The organism is Streptomyces sp. NBC_00873 (assembly GCF_045207415.1).
Classification (GTDB): domain Bacteria; phylum Actinomycetota; class Actinomycetes; order Streptomycetales; family Streptomycetaceae; genus Streptomyces.
Map to the genome: position 1 here is coordinate 1,012,449 of NZ_CP108803.1, position 12,194 is coordinate 1,024,642.

Here is a 12,194-nt window from a genome sequence, read left to right on the forward strand (position 1 = left end):
ATCACCGACTCTCACCGTATGCCTCTCACCACACCCGCTCCGGGCCCTTCGTCCTCCGCGCGTGTCGCCGCCGCGGTCCGCCACGCCGTCGGCACCGGGCTGCTCGGCGAGGGCCGGCCCGTCGCCGGGTTCATCGACACCGACGGGGTCCGCGACTCGGTCGCCGCCCTCCATGGCGCGTTCACCGACACGCCCGCCACCGTGCTGCACACCTTCGCCGCCAAGGCCGCGTCCCTCGTCCCCGTGCTGAGGCTGCTCGCCGACTGCGGCATGGGATGCGAGGTCGCCAGCCCCGGTGAGCTGAGGCTCGCCCTCGACGCCGGATTCGCACCCTCGTTGATCGTCCTCGACTCCCCCGCCAAGACGCGCGACGAGATCCGTCAGGCGCTCGCGCTCGGTGTGGCACTCAATGCCGACGGCCTCGACGAGGTGCGGCGCATCGCCTCGCTGCGGCCCCGGAGCTCGGTCTCCGTCATCGGGCTGCGCATCAACCCCCAGGTGGGCGGAGGCTCCATCAGCGCGATGAGCACCGCGACGCCGACCTCCAAGTTCGGCGTGGCGCTGCACGATCCCGGCGCGCGCGAGAGTGTGGTCCGGGCGTTCGCCGAACACTCCTGGCTGACCCGGCTGCATGCCCATGTCGGCTCCCAGGGCTGTTCGTTGGAGCTGATCGCGACCGGGGTCGCGGAGACGTACCGACTCGCCGAGGAGATCAACGAGACCCTCGGTGCCCGGCAGATCACCAGCATCGACCTCGGTGGCGGACTGCCCGTCAACTTCGAGGACGACTCCGTACGGCCCACCTTTTCCGCCTATGTGGCGGCGCTGCGCGGGGCGGTGCCGGGACTCTTCGACGGCCGGTACGGGCTGGTCACGGAGTTCGGCCGGTCGCTGCTCGCGAAGAACGGCTTCATCGGGGCGCTGGTGGAATACACGAAGGACGCGGGCTCCCGCCGTATCGCGCTCACCCACGCGGGCGCGCAGGTCGCCACCCGTACCGTCTTCATGCCCGAGTCGTGGCCGCTGCGGGTCGGGGCGTTCGACGCCGAGGGGCGTCCCAAGGACGGTCCGCCGCTGGTCCAGGACATCGCGGGACCGTGCTGTTTCGCCGGGGACGTCGTGGCGCACGCCCGGGAACTACCGGAGCTGCGGGAGGGCGACTTCGTGGTGCTGTACGACACCGGCGCGTACTACTTCTCGACCCCCTGGTCGTACAACAGTCTGCCGAGGCCCGCCGTATACGGTTTCAGCACGGTCGGCGCCGGGAGCGACAGCTCGGGCGAGGAGGCCGTTCGATTCGCGCCGGTGCGTGACGCCCAGTCGCTGGAGTCGATCGCCGAGGAGAGCGGGGCGGGACACGCCGACTCCCTCCTCGGAATCGGCCCCCAGCACACGGAGTAGCCGTCCGGCCCCGACTCGTCATCCGGCGGGGTGGGGTGTGGGCTCCGGCTCCGGCACCGGTTCGGGGTTGGGCGACGGCGGCTGGGGAATCGGGTCCGGCGAAGGACCGGGCGGCACCGGACCGGGTACGGGCGGGGCAGGTGTCGGCCCCGGCAGCGGCGAGGGCGGTCCGGGCGGAGGTCCGGGCGTCGGCGCGGGCTGCACGGGGTCGGGATACGGGTTGGTCATCTCGGGCTCCATAAGTGCGGGCAGATCTCCTGTCCACCGTCTCCCGGAGCAGCTGCCCGCGCCTGCCGAGAGCATACGTACGGGTTCCGTGCCACCGGACGGGAACCCGTACGGCGGCTCAGTGCGCTGCCGCGGCCGCGGCAGCAAGCCCGGGCCGGGGACTGGAGAGGACCGGAATCCGCGTGACCGTCCGGGTGACGGCATCGGCCATGGACGCCTGGGCCAACACGATCACGTCGGCGTCCGTCACCCGGTCGGCGGCAGCGGCCACCAGCTCCAGATAGCCGTCACGGTCGCCGGCTTCGAACCGCGCCCATGCCCCCTCGACCAGCACCGTACGGATGTCCGTGGCCCGATCACCCGCCTCTTCGGCCAGCAGCGCCAGGGTCGGTGCCAGGGTGTCCGCAAGCGCGGCGAGGACCACGACGCGGCCGCGGCCGACGGCGTCCGCCGCCATCGGCCGGTCGACCCGCAGGACAGGGACGCCGAGCGTCGCCGCGGCGGACTCGGCGACCCCACCGATCGTCGAACAGGTGCAGAGCACGGCGCTCGCGCCTTCGGCGACGGCGCCCGCGAGCAGGGCCTGGATCTCCCCCTGCACCGCTTCGGGCCCCGCATCCCGGGCTCGGGCGAGCAGATCCTCGTACACCAGGTGGCGCAGGGCGAGACCGGGGTGGTCAGTGTCGCGCAGCGCCTCGAAGACCGGGACGTGGACCGGGGAGGTGTGCAGAAGCGCGAGTGTCCCGGGCATCAGGACAGCTCCGGGTGGGTCTTCAGCTGTTCCTTCGCCCGCTCCACCAGCTCGGCCGGGGCCACGGCGGCCTGGTCGGGATGGTTCTGGGCCCACTTCGCCGCGTACGGGCAGAGCGGGACGACAGGAACGCCCTCGCGGTCCGCCATGGCGTAGAACTCCTGGACCAGGGCTCCGGCGTAGCCCTTACCCTTGTGCTCCGGTTCGACGACGGTGTGCACAGCGACGAGTGCCGCAGGGGCGCCGTCCATTACGAAGTACGCGATGACTCCGGCGGCCACGTTGTCGACCAGGCCGATCAGATTGCCGTTCTCCCGGTCGTCGAAGAATTCGAGCGCGGTGTTCTCAGCCATGACGGGGACTCCCTGTCGGTGGAACGGTCAGTTGGTGGCGGGCACGGCGTACGGGCTCCGCTCGGTGGCGGTGCCCGGCACGGGCGCGGAGGCATCGGCGCCGAGCGCGACGATCCGGTTGTCCGCGTCGACGTGGACGATGCTCGGGGTCAGCGTGCGGGCCTCGGCGTCGTCGACCTGCGCGTAGCTGATCAGGATCACGAGGTCGCCGGGGTGGACGAGGTGGGCGGCGGCGCCATTGATACCGATGACGCCGGAGCCGCGTTCGCCCTCGATGACGTACGTCTCCAGTCGGGCACCGTTGTCGATGTCGACGATGTGCACGAGCTCGCCGGGCAGAAGATCCGCGGCTTCCATGAGTGCGGCATCCACGGTGACGGAACCGACGTACTGCAGGTCGGCCTGGGTCACGGTGGCACGGTGGATCTTCGACTTGAACATGGTACGCAACATCGGGGCACTCCCACAAGTAGGCTCCCTGCCTGCGTTTTTGCAGGTCAAGGGCTGTTTCGACACCCTACAACGAGTCGCACGTCCAGGCAGCTTCCCCCAGGTTTTTCAGGACTCATGCTGACCACTTGCTGACTTTTCTGACGCATCGCCAGGCGACTGCAGGAGGGCTTCGCCCGCTCTCCCGGACCCCACCGCGACAACGGCACAAGCCTACGCAGCACCCTGCGAAGGGCGTCCGTGATCACCATCACTCGGGCGGCCTGGACAGCAGTCAGGAGCGAAGGCGGTCGACCGGGAGTCGGGCCACGCGCCGCCATGGGGCAGCTACTTTTCTGACTCTCCAGCAACCCGACGCAGAGCCCCGTCGGCGCCCTCCGTTTCCCTGTCGTGAGAAGGACCGGGATGTCGTCCCGGTGCAGCTCTGCCGCCACGACGGACTCACGGGCCCTGAAGACCAGTGCCAATCTACAGCTGGAGTGGGTGACAACGACTTTCGGCGCCGCCCGAGGCGTTTGCACGCGAATGCGGAAACGCCAATGAGTGCGGCCCTGAGGTCACGCGCTTGGTCATTCTTCTCGACGAGTACAGACCCGCCATGAGACTGCTGACCTGCGTGTTCAGAGCGCACTCGGCCGAGCCTGCGCGCAGCGAGCCCGTATCGGGCCCGCTGCGCGCGGCTACGGATATTTCCGCGGCCACCCATTCATGGGAGCATGTCCGGCAGCCCCGGAGAATGTCGTTCGGTTTTCATCCGACGCCGGTGCGGTCAGTCGAGAGCAAGGGCGTTGAGCACTCCCTGGAGGTATCCGATGGCGTGGGCGCGGCCGCGGCTGCAGTAGGCGTCGGAGGAGATGTCCATCCAGGTGTCGGGGTCGCCGACCATGGCGGGGACGTGGTCGTCGATCAGGAAGCCGTCGAAGCCGACGTCGTGCAGGCGGCGGATGACCCGGGCGGGATCGTAGTTGCCCTCGCCGAGGAAACACTCCTGGAAGGCGGGAACGGTGCCCTGGACGTCACGGAAGTGGACGTAGAAGATCGCGCCGACCGGGCCGAGGGTGTCGATGACCTCGTTGACCGCGTCCTCGCCGCCCATCTCGGACACCGTGCCGAGGCAGAAGTCCAGGCCCCAGGACGGGCTGGCCTTCGCCTGCTCCCGGGCGGCAACCAGGGAGGCAGAGGAGTTGAAGATGCGGGCGGCGCCGCCGAGCGGCTCGTCGACGGGCGGGTCGTCCGGGTGCAGGGCGAGGCGCACACCGGCCTCTTCGGCGACCGGCAGGACAGCGTCGAGGAAGTATTGGTGGCTGGCCCACATCTGCTCGGCGGAGATCGGCTCCTCCAGCGGTGCGGTGGGCGAGAGCCGGTAGGAGGCCAGCGCGTTGCCGGCGCCGATGTCGGCAAGGTCGAAGGCGGTCACCATGGCGCCGCCGCGGCCGGCGACGGCCATGTCAGTGCGCCAGACGAAGGTGGGCAGCCAGTTGTAGCCGAGCAGGTCGATGCCGACGGCCGCCATGTTCCTGATGGTCTTGCAATAGTTCTCGATCTGCTCGTCCCGGCCGGGCAGGCCGCGCTGGATCTTCCAGAAGTGCGCGAGCGGGACGTTCTCGAGGCCGTCGATGGCCAGCCCGTCCGCGTCGCACCGCTCGCGCAGGGCGCGCAGTTCCTCCAGGCTCCAGTGGCCGTTCTCGCCCGGGAGGAGGTTCGGGGTGTGGAACTGGACGCTGCCCAGGCCGAGTTGGTGGGCGAAGGTGGCCGTGCGGTCGTCGTAGACGTCTATGTGGCCGAGGGAGAGCCGGATGGTCATGCGCCGACCACCTTCTGGCTCTGCCGACCGAGACCGTCGATCTCGAGTTCGACAGTGTCGCCGTCGCCAAGGTACGGAAAGTGTCCGGAGAAGCCCACACCCTGGGGGGTGCCGGTGTTGATGACGTCACCGGGCTCCAGGACGGTGACCTGGCTGAGGAGGTGGATCAGCGTGGCCACGTCGAAGATCATGTCCGCGGTGGAGGAGTCCTGCCTGGCCTCACCGTTCACCCACGCGCGCAGACGCAGCGCCTGCGGGTCCGGCAGTCCGTCGGCCGTCACCAGCCAGGGGCCCAGCGGATTGAACGTTTCGCAGCTCTTACCCTTGGACCACTGGCCACCGCTGGTCTCCAACTGCAGGGCCCGCTCGGACAGGTCGTTGGAGATCGCATATCCGGCGACGTGGTCGAGAGCCTGTTCGGGCGAATCGAGGTAGCGGGCACGGCGGCCGATCACGACGGCCAGCTCGACCTCCCAGTCGGTCTTGACCGAGCCGGGGGGAAGCAGCACCTCGTCGTTCGGCCCCACGACGGTGTTGGGCGCCTTGTAGAACATCACCGGGTACTCCGGTGGCGCCGCTCCGGCTTCGGCGGCGTGGGCGGCGTAGTTCATGCCGATGCAGAGCACGACCCCAGGCCGGGCCACGGGTGCACCGACACGCTGTCCGGCCAGGTCGATCACCGGGAGGCTCCCAGCGGCCAGCGCGGCACGCGCCCTCTCCAGGCCGCCGCCGCCGAGGAAGCCGCCGTCGATGTCGGGGGTGATGCCGCGCAGGTCGAGATACCGGCCGTCCGGGGCAAGCACCACGGGGATCTCGGCGCCGGGTGCGCCGATACGCATGAGTCTCATGGGTGGTTCCTCTGTTAAGGGGCGTCTCAGCCGGCGACGAGTCCGCCGTCAAGCACGAGTTCGGTTCCGGTGATGAAAGCGGCATCGTCGGAAGCGAGGTAGACAGCCGCCGCCGCGATCTCGCTCGGCTGCCCCAAGCGTCCCATCGGCTGGCGGGCCACCAGGGCGGCGCGAGCCTGTTCGGGGTCGGGCGCCGCGGCCAGCAGGCGGCCGACCCACGGGGAGTCGACGGTGCCGGGGCAGATGGCGTTGCACCGAATCCCGGTGCCGGCGTACTGGACTGCGACCTGCTTGGTGAAGGCGATGACGGCGCCCTTGCTCGCGCAGTACGCGGCCCTGTCCTTGAGCCCGACCAATCCGGCGGCGGAGGCCGTGTTGACGATCACTCCGTGGCGGTGCTCGAGCATGGTGGGGAGCGCGAACTTGGTCCCGAGGAAGACACCGCGCGCGTTGACGGCGAAAGTGCGGTCCCAGTCCTCGACGGTGCAGGACACCGGGTCTGCCGTGGACGACGCACCGGCGTTGTTGCACAGCACGTCGAGCCGACCGGTCCGGTCGACGGCGAGCGCGATGGCCGCCGCCACCGACTCCGCGTCCGTGACATCGACCCGCACCGGCGTCGTGCCCGACGGCACACTGTCGGGGTTCAGGTCGGCGGCGTATACGTCGGCGCCCTCGGCGAGGAACTGCTGTGCCATCTCGTATCCGATGCCCGAACCGGCACCGGTCACGACCACGGTCCGCCCTTGGAATCTGCTCACTTCGTTGTCTCCTTTGCCGGTCGGCCGTCCGACCACGGTCCGGCGAACACGGTGTCCTCGGTCGCCTCGAGTTCCAGCAGCCGGTTCCACTTGGCGGTCCGCTCGGACCGGTGGGTGGATCCGACCTTGATCTGTCCCGCCCGCCAGCCGACGGCGAGGTCGGAGAGCCAACTGTCCTCGGTCTCGCCGGATCGTGCCGAGACCACGGTGCGGTAGCCGGCAGCCCGGGCGAGGTCGACGACCTCGCGCGCTCCGCTGACCAATCCGTTCTGGTTCACCTTCACCAGCACCGAGTTGGCGACCGAGGATTCGATGCCACGCCTCAGCCGCTCGCCGGAAGTGACGAACAGATCGTCACCGATCAGCTCGACACGGTCGCCGAGTTCGGCCGTGGCCTGCTGCCAGCCCTCCCAGTCGTCCTCGGCGAGGATGTCCTCGATGGAGACGATCGGGTACCGGGAGCACCAGTCGGCGATCTCAGCGACGAGCCCTTCGGCAGTCAGTTCCCGTTCCTCGCAGGCCAGGCGGTAGCGGCCGTCGCGGAAGAACTGCGTGGCGGCGATGTCCACAGCGATCGCGACCTGCGTACCGGGGGTCAGTCCGGCGGCTTCGATCGCGTCGGTGAGCAGTCCGAGAGCCGCCCGGTTGGCTTCGAGGGGCAGTCCCAGCCCGCCCTCGTCGGCCACCAGGACCGACTGGGCGTGGCCACGGGCGAGCCCGATGCGGGTTGCGGCGTCGCGGACGGCGGCCGCCCATTCGATCGCCTCGGCGAAACTCGTGGCGCCGAGGGGCACCGCGAGGAAGTCCTGGACATCGAGGACGGCTCCTGCGTGCGCTCCGCCCGAGAGGATGTTGATCATCGGCATCGGCAGCAGCAACGGGCCCCTGTCGCCGGCCAGATGGCGGGCCAGGGAGGTCCCGTGCGCCGCGGCGTCGGCACGCTGGGCGGCCAGCGAGACCGCCAGGACGGCGTTGGCTCCCACGGTGCTGAAGGAGCGGGACGAATCAGCGGCGGCGAGGATGCCGTCCACGTCCGCAGCCGTCGAGCCGATCACCTTCGGAGCGAGCACGGTCGCGATGTTGGCTACCGCCTTCTTCACCCCGCGCCCGCCGTACCGCGTACCTCCGTCGCGCAGTTCGACGGCTTCGTGCGATCCAGCCGAGGCGCCGGACGGCACCAGGGCGAGTCCCTGGCTTCCGTCGGCGAGGACGACCCGGGCCGCCACGGTGGGCCTTCCCCGGGAGTCGAGGGCCTCCCACGCGTTGACGTCGGTGATGATCATGCAGCGGCCTCCATGGTCGTGTGCCAGAGTTGTTCGACTGACGGGTCGTCGGCCGCCAGGAAGTCCAGGGCGATACGGCGGACGAGGCCGGCGGTCGGGGGGTGGAGATAGCCGGCCGGCGACACTCCGTCGACGCGTGCGAGCAGGAGGCAGGCCGTGTGCCAGCCGAGCCGCTCCACCGGTCCGCGGCCGGTGGCCGCGCCCACGGCTCGGTAGGCGTCCAGGAACCCGGCCGCCGCCTCGGCGAACTCCGCAGCCCGGTCCGCGACGTGCAGCGCCTTGAGCACGAGGTGGCACTGCAGGAACGCCACGTCGAACACGGCGGCACCCATGTGGGCGACCTCGAAGTCGAGCACCATCAGCCCGTCCGGGCCGACCAGGACGTTCTTCGGGGAGAAGTCTCCGTGGACGAGGCAGTCGCGCCGACTGCGCAGCTCGTCCGCCAGCTCCTCGACAACAGTCGCGACCGCGGGGTGCGCGGCGGCTACCGCGGTGTGGAACGGGGTGATGCGGAGCTGGTCGAGGGCCTCGTAGTCGTCGAACCGGGAGGCGACGGCAGGGTCGTGCCAGGTCCGGTCGTGCCAGATGCCGAGGACAGTGCCGAGAGCCGCCGCCGTCGGCGCCGTCCCCGCCGTCGGATCGGGGGCCTTGCCCATCAGCACGGTCTTCCAGGGCAGCCAGTCGGCGGGGGCGGCAGTCATCACGATCGTGTTCCGCTCCGGGTCAGCGCCGCGCAGCTCGGGGGTCCGATCGGGAGTCAGGCCGTGGAGCAGCTCGATCGCCGCCGCCTCGGTCATGGCGCGTTCGGGCTTGGCGTCCCAGGCGCCCGCGACGAGGAGCCGGCCGAGCGCCCGCTTCACCACGAGCCGCTCCGGCAGAGTCTCGACGAGGAGGGTCTCGCCGGAGACCCCTCCAGTGAGAGCGGTGACCTTCGGCGGGGTGAGCAGACCTCGGGCGTGGAGATAGTCCGTCAGGCCAGTCATATCGGCGCTCTCCTTGGGTGGTTCATTCGGTGAAGTACTCGGGGTACTGGGCCTGGAGCGCCGGGAGGGTCCCCAGGGCCCGGCGGGCATGCAGGACCAGGCACTTGTGCCCGTCGGCGGCGTCGCCGGCCTCGAGCGCGTCGACGATCGCCGTGTGCTCGTCGATCAGCGCCCGGACGGTCTCGGGCTCCGGCAGGCTGAGCCTTCGCAGCCGGTCGAGATGCATCTTCATCGGCTGCATCACCTGCCAGGCGCCCAGGTAGCCGCTGAGGGCGAAGATCTGCTCGTGCAGGGCCTCGTCTGCGGCGAAAAACCCGTCGATGTCGCCCCGCTGGTGGCAGCGCTCCTGCTCGGCGAGCAGGTGGCGCAGCGGCGCGACGTCGCGCGCCGGATTCGCGCAGGCCACCGTGAACGCCGCCGTCTCCAGGCTCTCCCGCACGAAGCGGGCCTGTTCGACGTCGTAGAGCCGGATCAGCTCCACCTGGGTGCCCACCTGCGGGACGACCGACACCAGTCCGGTCTCGACCAGGCGGGCGATCGCCTCGCGCAGCGGCGTGCGACTGACATGCAGCTGCTCGGCGAGCTCGGTCTCGGACAGGGACGCACCCGGCGGAAGGCGCAGGTCGCGAATGGCAGAGGCGAGCTCCTCGTACACGCGGTCGGAGGCGCGCTGCCGCTTACGGACTCGGCCGACCGACGCGAGCACCTGGGGACGGTCGGAAACATCCCGATCTGTTTTCACGACAAGATCGTTGCACACTGCCGTACTTGTATGCAAGCATCCGAGCCGCAGCCGGACAGCAGCCACGCCACCACCGCCGACCTGGCATCTCCCACAGAGAGCATCTGAGTCGCCAACCGAGAGAGGAGGACTCACGGTGATGCATCTGTCGAACACGACACCCTCACCCCGCGCCCCGTACGCGGAACCCCTCCGTCCTGTCAGCCACCGGGATCTCGAAGCGCTTCGGCCACGTCACGGCCCTGGCGGACGTCTCGCTCGACGTCGCTCCCGGCGAGGTCGTGGCCTTGATGGGCGACAACGGCGCGGGCAAGTCCACGCTGATCAAGATCCTGTCAGGCGCCCTCGCGCCGGACACCGGCGAACTGCGTGTGCGCGGCGATCGGGTCCACTTCACCAACCCCTCGGACGCACGGGCCACCGGTATCGAGACCGTCTACCAGGATCTCGCGCTCGCCGATGACCTGTCCGCCCCTGCCAACCTGTTCCTGGGCCGCGAGCACCCTAAGGCCGGCCTGCTGGGCAGGCTCGGCGTCCTCGACAACAAACGGATGCGCACCGAGGCGGAGGAGTACCTGCGCACCCTGGCCGACCGCGTCCCCGACTACCAGGCGCCCGTGCGGATGTTCTCCGGCGGTCAGCGGCCCGGCCGAGAACGGCTACCCGAACGCGGCCGCCGCGATCGCGCTCGGCATCGCCGTCAGCATCGCGGTCGGCGCCGCCTGGGGCCTGCTCAACGGGGTCCTGGTGACCCGGCTGAAGATCCCCTCGTTCATCATCACCCTCGGCACCCTCGGCATGGCCCTCGGCATGGCCCAGGTCATCACCAAGGGCACCGACGTCACCGGCCTGCCCCCACAGATGGTCACCGCAATCGGCATGAACCAGATCCTCGGCCTGCCGCTGCCGGTGTGGATCGCCGCCATTGTGGCCGTCGTCGCCGGGCTCGTCCTCGCCCGGACCCGGTTCGGCCGCTACACCTACGCCATCGGCTCCAACACCGAGGGCGCCCGTCTGTGGATCGCCATGTGGGGCGGCGGGCGGATCCTGCGCCTCTCCCCCGAGGGCCACGTCCTCACCGAGGTCCCGATGCCCGTCGCCCAGCCGTCCTCCTGCGCGTTCGGCGGCCCCGACTTCGACGTTCTCTACGTCACCACCGCGCGCGAAGGACTCGGACCCGACCTCGCCGGCCCGGCCGGCTCCGTGCTGGCCGTCCGCGGCCTGGGCGTACGCGGCCTGCCCGCCCACCGATTCGGAGGCTGACCCCCATGACCTCCTCCCTGTGGCTCACAACGACCGGCTCTCCGTCGAAGTACGCCCCGACAAGGGCGCCGACATCACCTCGATCATCGAGCGCGGCAGCGCCATCGACATCCTCTGGCGCACCCCCTGGGGCCGCCGCGACCTCGCAGGCGCACCCGTCACCGGCGACAGCCAGACCGACTGGCTCGCCCGCTACGGCGGCTGGCAGCAGCTCGTCCCCAACGCCGGAGCCGAACGCACCGTCGACGGCGTCCGCCGGGTCAGCCGCGTCGGCTCCGACGGCTTCGGCACCCGGCTCACCGCCGAACTCGCCGCCTGCGGCGTCGACACCTCCGCCGTCGCCGTCGACCCGGCACGCCGAACCGGCCTCTACGTCAAGGAACTCCGCGAACACAGCCGCATGTGGCGAAGGTGTGCCGCTACGTCGCCACCGTGCCGTGCGCTGCGGCCGCCAGACGCGCGGTGTCCACTCGCACGAACACCGAATCGCCGACGGCGGTCAGCACGTCCGCGGCGTACACCTCGCAGATCACCCGGCTCTTACGGGCCACCTCGCCTTCGACGCGTGCCCTGAGGGTGAGCGGCGCGCCCATCGGTGTCGGCTTCAGGTACTTCACGCCGAGCTCCCCCGTGACGCAGTCGATGCGCGGTAGGCTGCCCGGCTCACGCCCATCGGCGCGGTAGTGGTACGCCATGGCCGTCCAGTTGGAGTGGCAGTCGACGAGCATCGCGATCAGCCCGCCGTACACGAGTCCGGGCCAGCCGGTGAATCCGGGATCCGGCAGGTGCGTGCACACCAGATGGACCGCGTCCGCGTCCCAGTGGCTGCTGATGCGCAGGCCGCTCGGATGCGCGCTGCCGCATCCGTAGCAGACACCGTCCGGATCGGCCAGGTTTTGCAGGGGCGTGTCTTCCACAGCGACCTCCGTCGTGAACAGCGACCTTCCTCAAGGTCAGGGTCACTTATAGGGCCCCGGCCGGTGGCATGTCTCCGTGATCCGGATCTCAGTCGGCTCCGGCCGGCTCATCGACGACGAGGGTCAGGGCCTCCAGATCGCGTTCAGCGCCCTCGCCTCGGCATCGCCGCCTGCGCCACCGGGCTCGCCCACAAGGCGCTCTGTGGGGGCACTGCCGGGTCCGGCCGGTCTGGACGGCCGCCGCCAGGCGCGGGAACAGCCGCAGCGCGTTGCCGTGCAGCATCCGCTCGGGCCCGCGCTGGGCGGGCTCTGCTTCGATCTCACCGGGTTCGCGTGATGGCACCGATCGGCGGACCGCTCTGTCGCATCACGGTTGGCCGTCGGCGCCCTCAGCCCTGGCGTCGTTCGGG

General features: G+C 70.3%; 13 protein-coding genes and 1 pseudogene. 4 read left to right on the top strand and 10 right to left on the bottom strand.

The annotated features are described in order from the left end of the window. Nucleotides 1-18: 18 nt before the first annotated feature. The gene (locus tag OH809_RS04800; RefSeq protein WP_406423680.1) at nucleotides 19-1,401 is read left to right on the top strand and encodes a diaminopimelate decarboxylase; all 1,383 of its coding nucleotides are present in this window, start codon (nucleotides 19-21) and stop codon (nucleotides 1,399-1,401) included. A 346-nt stretch (nucleotides 1,402-1,747) separates the two neighbouring features. Here OH809_RS04800 and OH809_RS04805 read toward each other — a convergent pair whose 3' ends face one another. The 9 genes from OH809_RS04805 to OH809_RS04845 form a co-directional block, all read right to left on the bottom strand. Next, entirely contained in the window at nucleotides 1,748-2,380 is a 633-nt protein-coding gene (locus OH809_RS04805) for an arylsulfatase (RefSeq protein WP_406423678.1), read from the bottom strand. Beyond that, a complete protein-coding gene (locus OH809_RS04810) occupies nucleotides 2,380-2,733 on the bottom strand; it encodes a GNAT family N-acetyltransferase (RefSeq protein ID WP_406423676.1) in 354 nt (117 codons plus the stop codon). Before OH809_RS04810 ends, OH809_RS04805 begins: the two co-directional genes overlap by 1 nt. Nucleotides 2,734-2,760: 27 nt before the next feature. Next, on the bottom strand, nucleotides 2,761-3,186 hold the full coding sequence (gene panD, locus OH809_RS04815) for an aspartate 1-decarboxylase (protein WP_406423674.1): 426 nt from the start codon (nucleotides 3,184-3,186) through the stop codon (nucleotides 2,761-2,763). A 766-nt stretch (nucleotides 3,187-3,952) separates the two neighbouring features. Next, nucleotides 3,953-4,987, bottom strand: coding sequence for a mannonate dehydratase (locus OH809_RS04820; RefSeq protein ID WP_406423672.1), 1,035 nt, complete (start codon nucleotides 4,985-4,987; stop codon nucleotides 3,953-3,955). Next, entirely contained in the window at nucleotides 4,984-5,835 is an 852-nt protein-coding gene (locus OH809_RS04825; protein ID WP_406423670.1) for a fumarylacetoacetate hydrolase family protein, read from the bottom strand. The genes OH809_RS04820 and OH809_RS04825 overlap by 4 nt, the downstream gene beginning before the upstream one ends. A gap of 26 nt (nucleotides 5,836-5,861) precedes the next feature. Further along, complete coding sequence (locus OH809_RS04830) at nucleotides 5,862-6,596, bottom strand: SDR family NAD(P)-dependent oxidoreductase (protein WP_406423669.1); 735 nt, start codon at nucleotides 6,594-6,596, stop codon at nucleotides 5,862-5,864. Beyond that, entirely contained in the window at nucleotides 6,593-7,879 is a 1,287-nt protein-coding gene (gene eno / locus OH809_RS04835; protein ID WP_406423667.1) for a phosphopyruvate hydratase, read from the bottom strand. The genes OH809_RS04830 and eno overlap by 4 nt, the downstream gene beginning before the upstream one ends. Next, the gene (locus OH809_RS04840; RefSeq protein ID WP_406423664.1) at nucleotides 7,876-8,862 is read right to left on the bottom strand and encodes a phosphotransferase family protein; all 987 of its coding nucleotides are present in this window, start codon (nucleotides 8,860-8,862) and stop codon (nucleotides 7,876-7,878) included. Before OH809_RS04840 ends, eno begins: the two co-directional genes overlap by 4 nt. 22 nt (nucleotides 8,863-8,884) lie before the next feature. Beyond that, complete coding sequence (locus tag OH809_RS04845) at nucleotides 8,885-9,604, bottom strand: GntR family transcriptional regulator (protein WP_406423662.1); 720 nt, start codon at nucleotides 9,602-9,604, stop codon at nucleotides 8,885-8,887. 290 nt (nucleotides 9,605-9,894) lie between these two features. Between OH809_RS04845 and OH809_RS04850 the strand changes: the two are divergent. After that, nucleotides 9,895-10,188 (top strand): annotated as a pseudogene (locus OH809_RS04850) (ATP-binding cassette domain-containing protein); the annotation flags it as partial. 97 nt (nucleotides 10,189-10,285) lie between these two features. Continuing rightward, entirely contained in the window at nucleotides 10,286-10,867 is a 582-nt protein-coding gene (locus OH809_RS04855; protein ID WP_406516231.1) for an ABC transporter permease, read from the top strand. Nucleotides 10,868-11,286: 419 nt separating this feature from the next. On the opposite strand, the gene OH809_RS04860 is transcribed toward OH809_RS04855, so the two are convergent. Next, the gene (locus OH809_RS04860; RefSeq protein WP_406423660.1) at nucleotides 11,287-11,784 is read right to left on the bottom strand and encodes a PaaI family thioesterase; all 498 of its coding nucleotides are present in this window, start codon (nucleotides 11,782-11,784) and stop codon (nucleotides 11,287-11,289) included. A gap of 76 nt (nucleotides 11,785-11,860) precedes the next feature. Here OH809_RS04860 and OH809_RS04865 point away from each other — a divergent pair, with 76 nt between their 5' ends. Beyond that, on the top strand, nucleotides 11,861-12,121 hold the full coding sequence (locus OH809_RS04865; protein WP_406423658.1) for a hypothetical protein: 261 nt from the start codon (nucleotides 11,861-11,863) through the stop codon (nucleotides 12,119-12,121). Nucleotides 12,122-12,194: the final 73 nt, after the last annotated feature.